The sequence below is a fragment of the Domibacillus robiginosus genome (genome assembly GCF_000966195.1).
In the GTDB taxonomy this organism is placed as follows: domain Bacteria; phylum Bacillota; class Bacilli; order Bacillales; family Domibacillaceae; genus Domibacillus; species Domibacillus robiginosus.
This window is the reverse complement of sequence record NZ_LAHL01000026.1, coordinates 1-17,287: the sequence shown is the minus strand read 5'-3', so window position 1 is coordinate 17,287 and position 17,287 is coordinate 1. Positions and strand designations below refer to the sequence as shown.

General features: G+C 39.0%; 18 protein-coding genes. 4 read left to right on the top strand and 14 right to left on the bottom strand.

Annotated elements, in window-relative coordinates:
• Nucleotides 1–178: 178 nt before the first annotated feature.
• From VP97_RS24935 to VP97_RS14110, 4 genes are all read right to left on the bottom strand, one after another.
• Entirely contained in the window at nucleotides 179–424 is a 246-nt protein-coding gene (locus VP97_RS24935; protein ID WP_050182517.1) for a class I SAM-dependent methyltransferase, read from the bottom strand.
• Nucleotides 425–820: 396 nt separating this feature from the next.
• Entirely contained in the window at nucleotides 821–1,999 is a 1,179-nt protein-coding gene (ccsB, locus tag VP97_RS14120) for a c-type cytochrome biogenesis protein CcsB (protein WP_050182514.1), read from the bottom strand.
• A 19-nt stretch (nucleotides 2,000–2,018) separates the two neighbouring features.
• Nucleotides 2,019–3,644, bottom strand: coding sequence for a cytochrome c biogenesis protein ResB (gene resB / locus VP97_RS14115; protein ID WP_050182512.1), 1,626 nt, complete (start codon nucleotides 3,642–3,644; stop codon nucleotides 2,019–2,021).
• Nucleotides 3,645–4,013: 369 nt separating this feature from the next.
• Nucleotides 4,014–4,721, bottom strand: coding sequence for a cytochrome c biogenesis CcdA family protein (locus VP97_RS14110; protein ID WP_050182510.1), 708 nt, complete (start codon nucleotides 4,719–4,721; stop codon nucleotides 4,014–4,016).
• Nucleotides 4,722–5,096: 375 nt separating this feature from the next.
• On the opposite strand from VP97_RS14110, the gene resA reads away from it, so the two are divergent.
• On the top strand, nucleotides 5,097–5,630 hold the full coding sequence (resA, locus tag VP97_RS14105; RefSeq protein WP_050182508.1) for a thiol-disulfide oxidoreductase ResA: 534 nt from the start codon (nucleotides 5,097–5,099) through the stop codon (nucleotides 5,628–5,630).
• A 754-nt stretch (nucleotides 5,631–6,384) separates the two neighbouring features.
• Here the strand turns inward: resA and VP97_RS14100 are convergent.
• The 7 genes from VP97_RS14100 to VP97_RS14070 form a co-directional block, all read right to left on the bottom strand.
• A complete protein-coding gene (locus tag VP97_RS14100; protein ID WP_050182506.1) occupies nucleotides 6,385–6,597 on the bottom strand; it encodes a hypothetical protein in 213 nt (70 codons plus the stop codon).
• Nucleotides 6,598–6,611: 14 nt separating this feature from the next.
• The gene (locus VP97_RS14095) at nucleotides 6,612–7,010 is read right to left on the bottom strand and encodes a hypothetical protein (protein ID WP_050182504.1); all 399 of its coding nucleotides are present in this window, start codon (nucleotides 7,008–7,010) and stop codon (nucleotides 6,612–6,614) included.
• A 166-nt stretch (nucleotides 7,011–7,176) separates the two neighbouring features.
• Complete coding sequence (locus VP97_RS14090) at nucleotides 7,177–7,404, bottom strand: FixH family protein (protein ID WP_082220360.1); 228 nt, start codon at nucleotides 7,402–7,404, stop codon at nucleotides 7,177–7,179.
• 498 nt (nucleotides 7,405–7,902) lie between these two features.
• Nucleotides 7,903–8,826, bottom strand: coding sequence for a cation diffusion facilitator family transporter (locus VP97_RS14085; RefSeq protein WP_050182498.1), 924 nt, complete (start codon nucleotides 8,824–8,826; stop codon nucleotides 7,903–7,905).
• A 72-nt stretch (nucleotides 8,827–8,898) separates the two neighbouring features.
• Nucleotides 8,899–9,345, bottom strand: coding sequence for a disulfide oxidoreductase (locus tag VP97_RS14080; RefSeq protein ID WP_050182495.1), 447 nt, complete (start codon nucleotides 9,343–9,345; stop codon nucleotides 8,899–8,901).
• Nucleotides 9,338–10,030 carry a DsbA family protein gene (locus tag VP97_RS14075; protein WP_050182493.1) on the bottom strand — a complete coding sequence of 231 codons (693 nt, stop codon included), beginning with the start codon at nucleotides 10,028–10,030 and terminating at the stop codon, nucleotides 9,338–9,340. The genes VP97_RS14080 and VP97_RS14075 overlap by 8 nt, the downstream gene beginning before the upstream one ends.
• Nucleotides 10,027–11,076: a flavin-containing monooxygenase gene (locus VP97_RS14070; RefSeq protein ID WP_050182490.1), complete on the bottom strand. Its 1,050-nt coding sequence runs from the start codon at nucleotides 11,074–11,076 to the stop codon at nucleotides 10,027–10,029. The genes VP97_RS14075 and VP97_RS14070 overlap by 4 nt, the downstream gene beginning before the upstream one ends.
• A gap of 109 nt (nucleotides 11,077–11,185) precedes the next feature.
• Here VP97_RS14070 and VP97_RS14065 point away from each other — a divergent pair, with 109 nt between their 5' ends.
• Entirely contained in the window at nucleotides 11,186–11,821 is a 636-nt protein-coding gene (locus VP97_RS14065; protein WP_050182488.1) for a ZIP family metal transporter, read from the top strand.
• A gap of 22 nt (nucleotides 11,822–11,843) precedes the next feature.
• Here the strand turns inward: VP97_RS14065 and VP97_RS14060 are convergent, their stop codons facing one another.
• The gene (locus tag VP97_RS14060; protein WP_050182485.1) at nucleotides 11,844–12,869 is read right to left on the bottom strand and encodes a copper resistance D family protein; all 1,026 of its coding nucleotides are present in this window, start codon (nucleotides 12,867–12,869) and stop codon (nucleotides 11,844–11,846) included.
• A 68-nt stretch (nucleotides 12,870–12,937) separates the two neighbouring features.
• A complete protein-coding gene (locus VP97_RS14055; RefSeq protein WP_050182483.1) occupies nucleotides 12,938–13,516 on the bottom strand; it encodes a copper resistance CopC family protein in 579 nt (192 codons plus the stop codon).
• 153 nt (nucleotides 13,517–13,669) lie between these two features.
• Between VP97_RS14055 and VP97_RS14050 the strand changes: the two genes are divergently transcribed.
• Nucleotides 13,670–14,038, top strand: a complete 369-nt coding sequence (locus VP97_RS14050) for an ArsR/SmtB family transcription factor (protein ID WP_050182482.1) — start codon at nucleotides 13,670–13,672, stop codon at nucleotides 14,036–14,038.
• A gap of 5 nt (nucleotides 14,039–14,043) precedes the next feature.
• The gene (locus VP97_RS14045) at nucleotides 14,044–16,539 is read left to right on the top strand and encodes a heavy metal translocating P-type ATPase (RefSeq protein ID WP_050182481.1); all 2,496 of its coding nucleotides are present in this window, start codon (nucleotides 14,044–14,046) and stop codon (nucleotides 16,537–16,539) included.
• A 267-nt stretch (nucleotides 16,540–16,806) separates the two neighbouring features.
• On the opposite strand, the gene VP97_RS14040 is transcribed toward VP97_RS14045, so the two are convergent.
• Nucleotides 16,807–17,160, bottom strand: coding sequence for a hypothetical protein (locus VP97_RS14040; protein ID WP_050182480.1), 354 nt, complete (start codon nucleotides 17,158–17,160; stop codon nucleotides 16,807–16,809).
• Nucleotides 17,161–17,287: the final 127 nt, after the last annotated feature.

Below are 17,287 nucleotides of genomic sequence, written 5' to 3'. Positions count from 1 at the left end.
ATTCTATCGAATTTCCTTTTTGCATAGATAACTTTTAGTCCCCTTTATCATTGTTTTACTGTCTACAATTATAAAACCAGTTTCAGTTAAACCTTTATTAAATTGTTCCCATGAAAAACGTGCTTCTTTTGGATGGTCAAACCTAAATAATCATTGAGAAAGGCGCCTAACTTCCCACCTATTCCTCAACAAGAAAAATATCATCATTCTTTAATACTCTATTAATTTCTTGTAGAGCTGTTTGCCACTTTGTAACATGATGGAGAATTCCAAAAATAAAAACAGTGTCAACTGAGTTCGAAGGTAATTCTATATTAGTTACATCTCTAACAAAGAACTCTGTATCTAATTTTCGCAGTTTTGCTAAATTCAATCTGTTCAGGCATATAATCAAAAGCCAATAATTTAGAAGGAGATAATTCATTTAGAACAAGTAGAGAACTATAACCCGAACCACAACCTGCATCAAGAATCACCTTGTTTCTTAAATCTATTCGGTGTTTATCTAAAAATTTTTAAAAATATTAAATTCAATGTTTTTTTGTATGAATCTCCTAATAGGATTATTCATTGCTTTAAATTTTATTTTAGTTAATCTCATTTAATCAAGACCCTTTAATGAAATATGTTTAACTAAATATTTTGTTTAAAAAATTATTTGTAAAATATTGTTTTAAAAACAACAATATTTACGAAAACAGCGTAACTATAAAAGTGCCATAATGTTAGCTGAAGCTCAAGATGAGTCTGGTTAAGGTAGCCAAAACTAGTTTCTTTTCTTAGGCTATGATGTAATTAAGGCTATTATCTATAACATTTATCAGGCGTATGAATGTAGTCCTGCAATAACTAAGTTAACTGCTATCAAGTTAAACATAATAATGGCAAACCCAATTACCGCGAGCCACGCTGATTTTTCACCATGCCATCCTTTTGATAAACGCAAATGTAAAAAAGCGGCATAGAATAAAAATGTGATAAGCGCCCAAACTTCTTTTGGATCCCATCCCCAAAACCTTGTCCATGCAATCTGCGCCCAGATCATAGCGAAAATAAGCGCTCCTAATGTGAACACAGGAAATCCGATAACCACAGACCGGTAACTGATTTCATCTACGAGATCCAGACTGACATTTTTAACCACAGGCTTTAAAGCAGCACCTAGACGCTTTCGCAAAACCAGTCGACACAAAGTATATAAGGCAAGACCTATGCCTAATGACCATACCAGCGTATTTAGCTTCTTCGCATTCACCAATGGAGGGGTGTCAACGATGGGGGCAAGCCGGTTATCCGTTTGAAGATCTCCTTGGTTCGGTCCAACTAAGGCCGGTATACTGTAGGTTTCTTTCAGCTGCTGATCGTTACTATCCACCCATGTAAATGTCGCTTCATAATTCATGAAGTTAAAAGATGTTGTTACAATGATGAAACTGATGACACTTATCAAGCTGTATAAAACAAACTCCAGCCAAAACGTCTTCTTTCCTGCTTTTGTCTGGTCAACGGCCTTAATAAGGTATATAAGACCGGCCACAAAGCTGATTGACAGAATAGCTTCCCCCAGCGCTGCTGTCGTGACATGAATATAAAGCCAGTCGCTTTGCAGCGCTGGAATTAAAGGAGAAAGCTCTCTCGGAAACATACTTGCATACGCAATGATTAATACTACAACCGGCATAGTGAACAAGCCAAGTATACTCACTCTGTATATTGAATAGATGAGTATAAAAGCTCCGACCAGCATCATAGCAAAGGCAACAATGAACTCGAATAAGTTGCTGACAGGAGCGTGACCTCCGGCTATCCACCGCGTAAAAAAATAGCCTAGATGCGTCATGAAACCAATGACTGTCACAACAAATCCAATCTTAGCCCACCCACTGACACTCGACTGGCTTCGCTTATCACGAATCGCCCCGCCGAAAAAGAACGTAGCGACAAGATACAAAACAAACGCTGCATAAAGTAAATTGCTGCTCAGACTAGCAAGTTCCATTTATACTCCTCCTCTTATTCTACTTTTTATTCTTCTCTACCTGATCTTCGGGAGCTGGAATAGATGTCCCTTTTAAAATAAGGTCTAGTTCTTTTTTCAAGCCATACCAGTTCTTATTGGTATGGCCAGCGACGTAAAGATGCCCATTTTTATTCTGTATCCAGACGCGCCGATGATTCCAGTAAGAGCCCTGTATCACACCGATCATAAAAATAATTCCTCCTAACCCAAGAACCGGTAATGTTAAGTCTTTACGAATGGTCAAGGCGGACACGTCACGTGTTTCCAGGCTTTTAAATGTCATCTTATAATCAGTTTCACCAAGTGGTTCCATTGTATTTTGGATCTCAACAAAACTTACTTCACCATCCGGATGCTCTGGAGAAATCATGTTAAATAAAAAAGCTGGATTATTTGGCAACGGAGACTTTGATTTAGGTTCTCCTTCCTCTGTAAACCCATCAAAATCTGGATAAAAGCCAAGCAGTTCTACTTTATAGCCACCGCCAAGAATATACGAATCCTGCTGTTCAAATAAATCAACCGTTAATTCACCTTTTTCCTCACCCGTTGATTTGTTTTGCAGTGCAAACCGCATTGCCTTCATTTCATCCTTCTGGTAACTTGTTTGATACATAGCAAATTGGTCGAATTTCATCGGCTGATTAACTTGGATATCGTCTTTTGCCAGTTCAATAAGCTGTGGTTCTGCTCCAGGCAGTTCATTATTTTCATCTCGATAAAGAACAGCGTCTGTTTGATAATTTTTCACAACAGTGCCGACCCTTTCGAGTGCTTCATTAAAGACCTCAGGATCACTTTCTTCCCCATAGTTTTCAACAGTGAACTCCTCGTTTTTTACATAATATTCACCTTTTGTACCTGGAACTTGAAGTGTTTCGCCCTCACGAATCCAGAGCAGTTCATCGATATATAGGCCTTCCACAGAGCGCAGCATAGAACCAACCAGAAAAATAATCAGCCCAACGTGATTCACATACGGACCCCAGCGAGAAAAACGGCCTTTCTCGGCAAATAGTGCCCCGTTTTCTTCATTGATTTTATAATGCTTTTTCTTTAGCTGATTACGGACTGTCTGCAGGTCTATTTCGTTCGGGATTTCATCTGTTTGGGCAAACAACCGTTGCTTTTTTAAAAAAGATTCGTGGCGATCAACACGTTGTTTCTTCAATGCACGATACAGTGGAATAACCCGGTCAAGACTGGCAATAACAAGTGAAACACCAAGCGCGGCAATAAGCGCAATAAACCAGACAGAATTATATAAATCATAAAAACCAATTATGTAATACAATTTACCAAATACTCCGTATACGTCTTCATAATAAACAGATGGATCTACATTGTTTGGAAGGTAGAATTCCTGCGGTAAAATCGTACCGAATGATGCACCAATCAACGTTAACATGATGAGCCAGATTCCCACTTTGACCGACGAAAAAAAATTCCATACTTTATCGATGATCGATTTGTTATAGGTTTGTGATCGGCGTGCACTTCCTTCATAACGCATGTCATAAAGCTTTTGTTCTCTTGCTTCCCCTGTAAGTGCACGGCCACATGATTCACATAAAATTGTGCCATACGGATTGATATGTCCGCATGTACATTTTTTATTTTCCATTGTAGAAAACTCCCTACGATTTGTTATTTCTTTGTTTCGCCTATAAAAATCCTATTACTTTCCAATTAAGAGGAATTAGTAGAGCACTTCTCATTTTTCACTTTAATTTAGGTGATTTGCCTAACGTTACTCACACACTTAAATGAACGTTTGATTATTAAGTAATCGAATATTATGAACATTTGATAAATTATTTTTTTATGATGAAATTTTTTTCGATATATAAAAATATTAATCCCACAGCACGTTGACAAATTTGAGCATCTATATGCCCATCAATCTTCTGTAAAATTCGACAGCTTTTTCTTCTTGCCTCTCTACTAACGATAAAATGCTTTCTAACGTTAAAGTGAGAGACTTCCTTCTTCTCTAGAAGCCGGTAAATCCACCGAATAAGGGTGTAAGAAAAGCTATGATCTTTGTCATCCAGTCAAAAAATAGCATAACACCCATAAAAATCATAATGATACCTCCAATTTTCAATAACAAGTTATTATACTTATTAATCCAAGCTAACTTGCCTATGAAAAATGACATTACAAAAAAGGGAACAGAGAATCCTAAAATGTATGCAAGCATATAAATTACGGCTAAATCTGGGTTTGTAGAAGCAAGAGCAATAACTGAGAATAAGATGGGGCCTGTACAAGGCGTCCACCCAGCAGCAAATGCAAACCCAATAAAAATTGATCCAAGATATCCAGAAGGCTTGTTCTGGAATGTAAATTTTTTATCCTGCATCATAAAAGCAGGTCTGAAAACGCCTACACTAAATAGGCCAAAGATGATAATGAGAATAGCCCCTAACTGACGTACTAAATCTTGATAATCAGAAAAAAATTTACCTGCTAGCGACGCGCTAAATCCAATGGCAATAAAAATGATTGAAAAACCAACTAGAAAGAATAATGTATGAAGAAATGCTCTTCGCTTCAACATAACATTTTCTTGCTGCACTTTGTCTACAGACACTCCGGTAATATAAGAGAGAAATGCAGGGTACAGCGGCAGGCTACAAGGGGAAATGAAAGATAATAATCCTGCCCCGAACGCTAACCAAATTGTAAGGTTTTCCATTGTATTCGCTTGCCTCCAATCCAACTATATTATGAGATCATACTTGGTGTGCTGTTACACGTTCCGTCCACTTTGTAAAACATCAATCCTTTCCCTCACTTTTGCTATCATTGTATCAACTACGATATAACAATTATACACATGTTTGAATATACAATTGACAATTTTCCAAACTCACCATACACTAAAATTGTATAATCAAACAGACATTTGAATAAAAGAAGATGTGAATGGCTGAAAAAAGCAAGCAAACGTATATTTAAAGCGTACTAACCCTCTTCTTTAGCAATGAGAGATTGAAAACGAGTACATACTTCTTCTTTAATTGTCTACTTGAGTAGTTTCCTTCCAAATATAACAAAGGAGTTTAGGCCCTTGGATAAAAAGAAGCAAAGACATATCTCACGCACCATTGTTTTAGCAATCTTATTCATCGCTGTTTTTTATGCACTGTACAATAATTTAACGAAAGAAACCCGCGGCACCTTGCAGAAAGGTGATGAAGCACCTGATTTTGTTTTAACAGACTCTTCTGGTGAACAATACCAATTATCGGACTATCAAGGAAAAGGTGTATTTCTTAATTTCTGGGCCACATGGTGCGAACCGTGTAAAAAAGAAATGCCCAATATGGAGAAAATAGCGAAAGAGTACAAAGGTCAGGTGGAAGTGTTGGCAGTGAATATTGGAGAATCAGAATTCCAAGTGAATAATTTTGTGGAACAATATAGCCTGACTTTTCCTATTCTAATTGATACAGGCAGAGAAGTTCAGAAAGTGTATAACGTAAACCCGCTTCCTGTCACATTTATGATTAGTCCGGATGGAAAAGTAGAAGACATAATTGTTGGCGGGTTAGTAGAAGAAGATCAAGTAAGAGCTCTGTTCGAAAAAGTGAAGCCAAAATAAGCTTTTGTACACCAAAAAGGATTAAACACCTGATTATCAAATCGTACTTAAACCTTTTTTAATTTTCTCTGCTTCCTAAGGATAGCAACCTGAGGTGTCTACACTTATCTAGACAGAAAATTAAGGGTCACGTACACTGGAGTTGAAACAGATGAAACCCTTTAAATATGACAAAGCGAGAACGCCAGACGCTCACGCCTGAGTTCAAAATAACAGGCGTCATTGGAGATTTTTGAACAAACCCGGAGGGCGGCACCGGCAAGATGAAAGTCGAACTGCCCAAACATTGAATTACAGTGTTAAGAGGATATATTGGCTGCAATTATAAATAGATAAGGATTTGTCTTTTCGTGCACGATCACACAGTTCAAACCACAGAAAACACCATAGAATTTATCAGATCGCGCCAATGAAATGAAACGGGAGTTCCAGCAGACAGAAGCTAAAAAAGTAAGCTTCAATGACTTAACATACGTTAAAGTCAATAATATATGGCATTGCGTATATATCTTTGCTAATCTGTTAAACTATGAAACCATCTTCTTCAGCCCAGAACTACCTAAAGATGCGGACCCTGTCACATGGTTTTTTTCTTCTATTCAAGGTGATCCGTGAGACAACTAGCTGTTCCACACCGAACGTGGTAGCGAGTTTAAAAACTAACTAATTGATGGGACATTAGCGACCTTCCAAATTGATATGATATCTATAATACTAGGATATACATATATATCTGAAAAAAGACAACTTCAGCTCACATAAGTTCGAAGTTGTCATACGGTATAAAATCTGCCGTGCACGGTAGGCTAATTAAATGCTGTTTTAACAGATCAAGTATGCTTTGCTGATCTTTCTCTAATAAAAGTTGTTTTTTAATATCATTCGTCATCGGGACCGGTAATTCTTTAACATACACTGCCATTCCTTTTTGCTCAATCGGCTCAGCTAATTCTTTTGCCTCTTCCATTGTTGAAGTAGCTCCTAACACCAAGAGAAATTGTCCTTCTGAGGGAATAACTGGCGCCGTAACATTTTAGATTTGGCTTTTTCTGCTGCTTCTGCCGTTGAGAAAATACCTCCTTGAACGAGAGCGACCGTCACATCTTTTACATCGGTCGGTTTAGTTTCCTGCACAGATCTTTCATTCCCGTTAACAGCCTGTTGTTTTTGTTTTTGTTCCTTTTCCTCTATATCAATAGCGTTAATCATTATTACGCTAAAAGCCGTACCGACACCAAGCGTTAAAGTCACAATACCCGTTACAATTGCTGGATGGATAAACGCTGTTTTTTTCTTTGTTGCAGGGATCGGCATTTCTTCTCCTGGCATATGCCAATGGAGCAAATCGCTTTTTTTCTCATGCCATTTTAGAGCCCCCATTACATCACCTCCACTTTATCTTTATACGTAGATAAGATCCTTTTTTTAAGAACTGGCTTATTTCTATGTCAATAACTGCAGGCTTCCCATGCTTATCAGTATTCGATTGAAATGATACAAAACCCTATCATATCCTTGTAAAACATTGTTCAAGGCGCTGGTATTTCTATTTGCCAACAGTCACCTGCATTTTTGGCATGGTGTGCAAATCTCTTGCGCTTGTGTGCGCGATAATATTATAAATACCTTTTTCTGAAAATGTTTTATTGATTGCATAGACGCCATCTTTTATATGTGCGGCTTCTATGGTCTCATGCTCCTCATCGCCTTCTTTCCATATTTCCAATTTCACTTCGTCCGCGTCTTCTACCGGCTCGTTATTCTGCGTGACTATGGCTTATATTTCTGCCTCCTGTTTGACTCTTACTTCTTCTGGATTTAACTTCACTTCTACTTTTACTAGCTTCATCACTTGATTAGTTTAAGCGCTTTGTTCTTCTTGGCTGCTGCAGGCACTTAAAATAAAAATAAGAAAAAAGAGAATACCCGCTGAATTTTTGAGGATAGAAACAATAAAACGTTTCATAACTCTCATGTCCCTTCTGTGTTGAAATAGGAAATTCACCTTGGTTATCAACCAAGTGAACATTCTATACACTTACTGTGACCATTGGGAGGATGATCTACCATAAGGCTTCGTATATTTATTCATTATAAAAGAGGCATCCTACCCTAAATAAGATACCTCTCTGTCCTGCAATGAAAAATATCATTTGTATCTTTATCACGCGATGTATTAGAAGTTTCCTCTTCTTCGTATAGCCCTTCATAGCCGGTTTCATTTAATGGTTTTTTTACATTCTCATGTTCCAAAAAACGTTAAAACCCCACCTCAATTACAATGCCCGTCTGACGAGCAATCTTCTTCACCTTCTTTGTCGATTTGTATCGTCACATGATGTAATTCAAATTCATCATGAAGAAGTTTTTTCGCTTTTGATAAAACGTCTTGACCATCCTGATCCTGTCCTACGACCAAGTGGCAGCTAAGCGCTGGAAAATCGGACGTAATGGACCACGCATGTAAATCATGAACCCCTTTTACTTCACTCAGCGAAAGGAGCTTCTCTTTTACTTTTTGGATATCTATATTCAATGGCGTCCCTTCCATTAAAATATGAAAAGAATCCCGTGTAACCCGGTATCCACTCACAATAATTAAGAGAGCCACAATAATACTGGCAATAGGGTCAGCCAAATTCCAGCCAAAAAACATAATTAGCAAGGCAGCTACAATGGCTCCAAAAGAACCTAACATATCCCCTAACACATGCAAAAAGGCACTTCTGACATTTAGGTTTTCATCTTTATCACCTTTCATAAGAATGAAAGCAGCCACGATGTTAACGATTAATCCAGCAATAGAAATGACCAGCATTCCTGAACTGACTACTTCAGGCGGGTTGGTGATTCGCTGATAGGCTTCATAGAAAATGTAAAGCGAAATAAGGAGCAGCGTAATGCCATTTATAAAAGCCGCTAGGATTTCGAAGCGCTTATAGCCAAATGTCTTTCGATTTGAAGCGGCTCTTTGCCCTATCGTCATCGCCACATAACTTAGGCCTAGTGCTGCTGCGTCACTTAGCATATGTCCTGCATCAGAGAGTAAAGCGAGACTGTTTGTTAAAATCCCGCCTATCACCTCTACAATCATGTAAGAAGCAATTAAGAAAAATGACCATTTCAAAGCTTTCTTATTGCTGGTGCCATGGTGATGATGCCCATGTCCGTGATCATGTGAATGAGAGTGCCCCATTGTTTTCACGCTCCTTCTTATTAAAATAACCTCTATATTTACCTAGTCCAAGCTTTCGGAAAAATGACAAGTTTATTTTTTTATTTCTCGAATATTCAAATGCAGGAGGACCATGAAAATACTGATCAGTGTAAATGCTGTTAGTGCCAAAAAAGGAATGGTAACAAAACCAAACCAGTTGATGTATTGAACATTACAAGGAACTCCCTGTACACAAGGCTTTACTTCCGCAAAACCAGGGACCTTCTGTACAAGGTAATGATACAAAGAAATCAAACCGCCTATTAGAGATAGGGGAAGCACGTACTTCTTTAAAAGAACTTCATTGTAAAAGGCTGCAATCCCTAAAATAATGGATAGGGGATACATAAAAATCCGCTGTATCCAGCACAGCTCACATGGAACAAACCCTCTAATCTGACTAAAATAAAGGCTCCCAAGTGTAGCGACAACCGAAACAATCCATGCTGCATACAATGCATAGGTTTGAATAAAGGATGTTTTTGCTGGATTACTCATTGGTTTTTGCCCCTTTTTCAATTAAAGAAGTGATCTTTTCATAGTCAAACGGATCTTCCAGCATAACGCCATCAATGATAATGGTTGGGGTAAAAGGAACATTATATTCTTGTACCAGCCCATCATCCTTGCTGACCTCTCCTGCTAAAGGTGTACCCTCTGTATTTAAATCAGATTCCAGCTTAGCCAGATCTACATTTGGAGTTGTTGCCGCTGCAATTTCTTTCATTTTGTCGATGGTTACCCACGGATTGTCGTGTTCCTGAGTAGCTGGCTGCGCGTTAAACACCGCTTTATGAAACGCCCAGAAGTTTTCAGGATCCTGTTTATAAACAGATTCAGACGCCAACGCTGCTAAAACAGATTCTTCCCCATGAAATAAAACATTTATATAAGAAAACTTTGCCTTCCCTGTATCAATATAGTCTTTAACCAGCTTGGGATAAACGACTTCTCCCCATTGTTTACAGGATGGACATTTATAATCCCCAAACTCAACAATCGAAACAGATGCTTCTGCTTCTCCCAAAGTCGGCTGCCCTTCAATTGAGGGATGCCCTTTGCTTCCTGCAGCTTGCTGCGTTTCCGGTGTCTCCTCATCTTCTTTGTTTAAAAACAGCACAATCCCTACAATCGCCGCAAAAAGAATAAGGGTTGAAATGACGATTTTCTTGCTATTCTTCATAAAGCACCTCCACTTTTGTATATGTATTCCGCAATAAACTTTGCATCTTTTCCAACGCCTTGAAGAAGTGCAGAGCCGCGGCGATACTGCCACGGCAAACCTAGAAAATACAAACCATCTATTTGTGTTACACCTCTTTGATGGATCGGACGCCCCTCATAATTTAGCGTCCCCTTTACATTCAACCAGCCGTAATCTAAAACAAAACCAGTAGACCAGATAATATTGTGAACGTCTAACGTAGTCTGATCCTGAAAGTGAATGGTTGTGTTTTCCCCACCTACAGCTCTGTTCTTTTGAATTACTGTCCCTCTTGCCAGGGCACCTTTTAATTCAGAACCAAAAATAGGATCCCCACCTGCCTGTATCTTCTTCCCAATCCATGAATGTCGGGAAGCCTTCAATATACCAGCTTTATCGAACCACCAAAAAATGCTCTTATTCCCGATTTTCAGCGGTAAGAACTTCATTTTCTGACTGACAGATAAATATGTTTCTCGTGTATCAGACAGCTCTACAGCAATTTGAGCTCCGCTGTTTCCACCACCTACGATTAATACATTCCCATCAATTAAATCCCCTGGATTCTTATATTGGGAGGAATGTAGCTGTAAAATATCCGGTGACAAATCCCGTGCAAATTTTGGAATGAATGGTGTTTGAAAAGGACCGGATGCAATAATAATATTTTTTGCTTCATACGAACCGCCCTCTGTTTGAACAAGAAAATGATCCTGTTCCTTCCTGACATTTTTAACTTCTGTCTGCATCTGAAGAGGAAGCTCAAACCTCTCTGCATAACGTTTTAAATAAAGGGCAAGTTCATCTTTTGAAGGAAAACCATGCGGATTCCCTTCCAGTGGAAACCCGGGCAGCGAGCTGTATATTCTCGGTGTAAACAATAGTAATGAGTCATATCTTTTTCTCCACTCGTCCCCAACAGCCTGATTTCTGTCCAAAAGGATAAAAGATTGATTCAGTTTCTTTAAGTAGTACCCCATCGCCAGACCTGCCTGCCCGGCCCCAATAATCACCATATCATACATGTCACCAGCTCCTCTTTTTCACCGATAGATACAAATTCATCTTTTCTATTTACTATTTGTTTGGCTGAACGAATACATTTAAAGTATCTCTTGGTGAAAGGGTGTTACGATGCACGCAATGCCATATGTAATCAGTCTATACCTCTTCTTAGGAACAAACGCCGGCGCATTGGCTGCATTTCTTCTTTATAAAATTCCGAAAATCAAAACGTCCCATCTGTATTTTTTATGTGGTGCTGTTTTAACAGTCCTGCTCGCTTTTGAGCTTATTCCACATGCCTTAGAAGAATATAGTTTTATCAGTGTCGCTTTCGGCGCTTCTTTGGGTGTACTTTCCTGCATGTGTCTCCATGGCTTGTTTAAAGGTGTTTCGTCCAGTACGTACCGTCCTGCTTTATTTATCACGCTTGCTATTGCCATTCATAATATTCCGGCTGGTTTGGCCGTAGGTTCAACACTAGATAACGATCAATTCGCCGTTTCTTTCATTGCAGCCACCGTCATTCATCAAATTCCAGAAGGACTGGCTATTATGACTTCCCTGCTGCTCTCCGGAAAAAGATACACTCCTGTTATTCTTTTTTTCATCTTCAGTGTTTTTTTGTCGGTGATTTTCTTTCTTTTCTCAAGCCTTGGTCATTCTTTGGAACTGCCATCCAAATCAAATGGACTTATTCTAGGAACAGCCATTGGCTTTTTGCTTTTTACTGCCCTGGTCGAATTTTTATTCAGGAAAAACAACTGACTAGGGCAGCGTATCGATAAGCTTATTGAATGCTTAACATCAATGATAAGTACAGAGAGATTATTAGGAAAAAGCTCATTGTAAATGTAAATACAGCGGATGTTTTACGAACAAAGGAAATCAGCATGAAAACGAGAAAAGCAGCAGATAAAATGGCTAACAATATAGATAAGGCCGTTACCTCAAATTGTACATGCATGGTTGGTTCTACAATGCCACCATACACATAGTCAAACAATGGCGCGGTTCCATTGCTTTTCAGCATGATTTCAATTCCGTGAGGTGGCGGCTGCTGTCCTAGAAAGGCAGTAACCGAAAAAATAATGATTAAGACTATGCTTTCAGCTTTAACCCATGGCTTTGGATCAAAGGACAAGTCTTTCTGCAGCTTTTTCTTTACTAAAAAGCCGTTAATAAAAGCGAAAATCAGAATAGGAACCACGATAATGTGTTTTATCAATAATGCCTGGCCATAATTCAGCATCCATGAATCCGTATAGTCAGCTAGATCAACAATCAGTGTCATCATCATAAAGCCCGAAACGGCTGTTACCATAAAACAAATCATGGCGACAGGGGTAAACCATCTTAAAAAATGGAGCCAGTTTCTCTTATCTGTTGAAAACCAGCTGACCATCAGTAAAATACCTACCCAGATGCCGACAGCTAAAAAATGCAGTGAATGATAAAGAAATCCTGGCACCTTTTCTATAGATGCCGGGTGGCCCGCCCAGCTGATCGTAAAAATTAACGCCGCAACAAATACAGTTGAAACGGCTGCATAACGCTTCTTTTCCAAAACAGGAAAGAGAGAAATAAATACATAAAAGAACAGAGAAAAAATCAGCGTAAATGCCCAGGATCGCCCCACTTCAAATGTAGAGAAGACATTTTGAGTCGTGACAGCCCAGCCTACATCTTCCTGAAGCATATAAATCAAATACGCAACAGGCCCGAGAGAGAAAAAGACAATACCCAAGATGCAAAGCTGAAGCCACCGTTTATGAATATCGATGGCTGGTTTTTTGTTGTCTGGAATCAGCTGCATTACAAAAGATCCCATTAAAATAGAAAAACATAGATACAGTAATAGTTCAGTAAGGTATAGGACGTAGATCATTTTCCTCTACCTTTCTGTATTAACCACATTGTTATCGGCAACGCAAAGAACAGGATAATTCCTATCACCAAAGAAATGATAATACTACTAGAACTTATTTTCTCTTGAGCATTATCGGCAGCTGATGCTGGAGTCGACTCTTTTAGTGTCTCCTCCGTATCAGCAGCTTGATTATTTTTTTTACCTAGTTCGTCTGCTGTCTTTGAATCTTCATTATTCTTATTGCTATGTTGAACCATAAACATATAATCCCCCTCAATGAGATGGCCATCTTCCCCAACAATACGCCATTTCACTGTATAGTGATCATCTTGTAACGGTTCATCCACCTTCCCAACAAGTGTCTTTTCTTCCACTTGACTACTATCAAGATCAATTTCATTACCATTTTCATTAAGCAGGGACATAGAACTCCCACTCTCAATCGCTGTATTGAACTCAACTTTAATCTCCTGAATGTCACCACTTATTGTTTCTCCATCTGCCGGGGAAGCACTTTTCATACCGGTATGGGCAGAGACTGAGGAAGAAAAGGTTAACAATAAGAAGAAGAAAATGTAAACAGATTTCTTCACAACATTTCACCTCCTTCTAGTTTGATTTTATTGTACCAATTTAGCCACTACATTCAAACATTCATTTGAATATATATTTGACAATATTATAAACGATGCATAAACTAAAAGTATACAATCAAACGAATATTTGAATGAAAGGTGCTTATAATCATGACTAAAAAACCAACTATACAACCTGTCGATACATGTGAAACTTCCTGTTACAACAAAGAAGTAGTAGAACGTATTCAACCAAAAATAAATGACGTAAGCGGGGTGGAGTTAATTTTCAAAGCCCTTTCCGATGCTACACGCTTAAAAATTGTTTATGCCTTAATCCAGGAAAAAGAACTATGCGTCTGTGACGTTGCCCAGATTATCGGCGGAACAACGGCTACAGCATCCCATCATTTGCGCCTGCTCCGAAATATGGGATTGGCTAAATATCGGAAGGAAGGAAAGCTCGTTTTTTATTCTGTTGCTGATCATCACGTGCATCAGTTAGTGACGATTGCTCTTGAACATTATAGAGAGGATTGAGGACGATGAGTAACGAAGAAAAAAGTACTTGCTGCAGTAGTAAAACAGCAAATGAAGAAGCGGCTGCTTCTAAAACATCTAGCTGCTGCAGTAGCAAACCAGCAAATGAAGAAGTCGCTGCTTCAAAAGTATCTAGCTGTTGTAGCAGTACCGTACAGGATACGAAAGAAGAAAACCTTCTTTTTAACATTTTGGGAGAAAAGAAGGAATTCAGGGTAAGTGGCATGGATTGTCCTGCTTGCGCGAAAACTATCGAAAAAGGTTTACGCTCTTTAAAAGATATTGAAGATATAAAAGTCAATTATAGTACAGCGAAAATGCAGGTTTTTGCGAAAAATACTGCTGCTTTCCACCAAATTGAAAGTGAAATCAAAAAGCTTGGGTTCTCTGCAGAGCCTTTAAGTCAAAATAAAAATGTAAAAACCTATAATGTTGAAGGAATGGATTGCAGCAGTTGTGCGAAGAGCATAGAAAACCACTTGAATTCTAATCCTTCTGTTAAAGAAGTCAGCGTTAATTTTTCAACCGGGAAAATGAAAATTGAGCATTCGAATACGGTTGAAGATATCATTTCTGAGGTTTCTAAAATCGGATATAAAGCTTCTTTACAATCACGCAGTAAACCGGCAGAGTCGAATAGAAATAATACAGAAAGCGGCTTGATCGTTTTTTCTGGCTTACTCATTGCACTAGGTTTCATTGGGTCTTTTAATGGGATCTCTGAAGTCGTTTCTACATTGTTATACGCGGTTGCTATGGTCGTTAGTGGTTATAAACCAGCCAGAAGTGCTTTTTATGCCATACAAAGTCGTTCACTTGATATGAATGTGTTAATGTCTGCCGCGGCTATCGGAGCTGCTCTTATAGGAGAATGGCTTGAAGGCGCTACCGTTGTTTGGTTATTTGCTATCGGGAACTTCCTGCAGACAAAATCGATTGAACGGACAAGAAATTCGATTCGGAATTTGATGGATCTAGCTCCCCCGGAAGCCTGGGTAAAAGTAGGTTCTGATACTATTAAAAAGCCGGTTGAGGAAATTTCGGTTGGCGATATCGTCGTAGTGAAGCCAGGAGACAAGATCCCATTAGACGGTGAAGTGCTTCGAGGAGAATCAAGCGTCAACCAGGCTCCCATTACAGGAGAATCGATTCCTGTAGATAAGGTTATCGGCGACACCGTGTACGCAGGCACGATCAATGAAAATGGGGCTCTTGAGATCAAAGTGACAAAGTTAGTTGAAGATACAACGATCTCCAAAATCATTCATTTGGTCGAAGAAGCGCAGGAACAGAAAGCGCCGACCGAAGCATTTGTAGATAAATTCGCTACGATTTATACACCAATTGTCTTTGTTTCAGCCTTAGTCGTTATGGTTCTGCCTCCATTGTTTGGCTTCGGCTCTTGGGGAGAATGGTTCTATAAAGGGCTTGAACTACTCGTTGTAGCTTGTCCTTGTGCCCTGGTCATTTCCACTCCGGTTGCAATCGTATCTGCAATTGGAAATGCCGCAAAGAACGGAGTCTTGATTAAAGGCGGAACGTTTCTAGAAATAGCTGGAGCTATTACGGCTGTTGCCTTTGATAAAACAGGTACGCTAACAGAAGGAAAGCCAAGAGTATCAGAAATCAAAGCATTAAACGGATCAGAAGAAGAATTGCTTTCCATCGCTTTAACGTTAGAAGATCATTCAACACATCCTATCGCAAAAGCGATTGTTGAATATGCAGCTCAAAAAGGAATTCAGCCTAAAAATGGTGAGTTATTCAAGAATATTGTTGGAAAAGGCGTTCAAGCTACCATCGAAGGAGATATTTTTTACGCTGGTAATTTAAAATTGTTTGAGGAAAACAATATGCCTGTACAGGATGTAAAAAAACGGGTTCAAGAAATACAGAATCAAGGCAAAACGGTCGTTATTATCGGAACTGAGGGGCAGGTGATTGGCATTATTGCAGTGTCTGACGTGATACGTGAAACGACAGCTTCCGCTTTAAAATCGCTGAAACAAAGCGGCGTTAAGCAGTCTGTCATGTTAACGGGAGACAATAATGGAGCTGCAAAAGTGATTGCGGCAGAAGCAAATGTGGACCGCTATTTCGCAGAATTGCTGCCGGAAGATAAAGTAGAGGCCGTAAAGCAGATACAGAATGAAGGACACAAGGTAGCAATGGTAGGTGACGGTATTAACGACGCTCCAGCTCTTGCAACTGCAGATTTAGGTATCGCAATGGGTGGCGCAGGAACGGACACGGCAATGGAGACCGCAGATATTGTTTTAATGGCTGATAATCTTGATAAACTTCCGCACACAATGAAGTTAAGCAGAAAAGCACTAACGATTATTAAACAAAATATTTGGTTCTCTATCATTATTAAAGTCGTTGCATTGGTCTTAATCTTCCCTGGATGGCTTACCCTCTGGATGGCTGTATTAAGTGATACAGGAGCAGCCTTAATTGTTATTTTGAATGCTCTAAGATTATTAAAACTTAAAGAATAAATGCTAATGAGGGACGTTTCTTATTAAGAAACGTCCCTCTCTTTGCTGCTCAAATAATAGAAATTATGCTGCATTTAGTATGAATGATTTTTCGTAAAAGTGTACTTATATACAAGCTATGACCTATGTCTAAACTTATATTCGAACTTGCAGATAAATCTGCGTCTGTATCTGAATCTACACTTGAACATAAGCCTGAACCTGTATGTGGATCTGATCCATAAATTCAATCTAAAGAAGATACAATTGCCCGTTCATGATAAATGCTTAACCGCCATGTGTTCTCCCTTCTTCTTTCAATTGTAGCAAGCCGGTCAGACGAAAAATAAAGGTGCTTCCTTTAACTTTTGCCAGCCCTTCTCGCTGCTCCTCCATCAGAGAAGGAAGGTATTTTATGGTGAAAATCACGCCGGCTTCCTTGTGTAATACCTTTAATACATTTCGGACCGTTTTGGCCGAAACCTCGTACCGATTGGGCAGGTATTCGTCTTTCGCAAAAACAAACCCTCTCTCCGATGCAAACCAGCACAGCATATCAATCGCTTTGCGCGCCCCTTCTTTCAAGCGCCAGTAGCGTTCACTATACGCTTCTTCTACGCCTTTTAAGAGCTGCAGCTTCAAGGAAACTTTCAGAAATTATACAAGACATGGAAGCAATTGATGTATTTTCTTTTCACATTTCAAAAAGAAATAATCTAAAAAAAACAAAAGAGAGACAGGATTTCCTGTCTCAGACTGTAGACAAAGT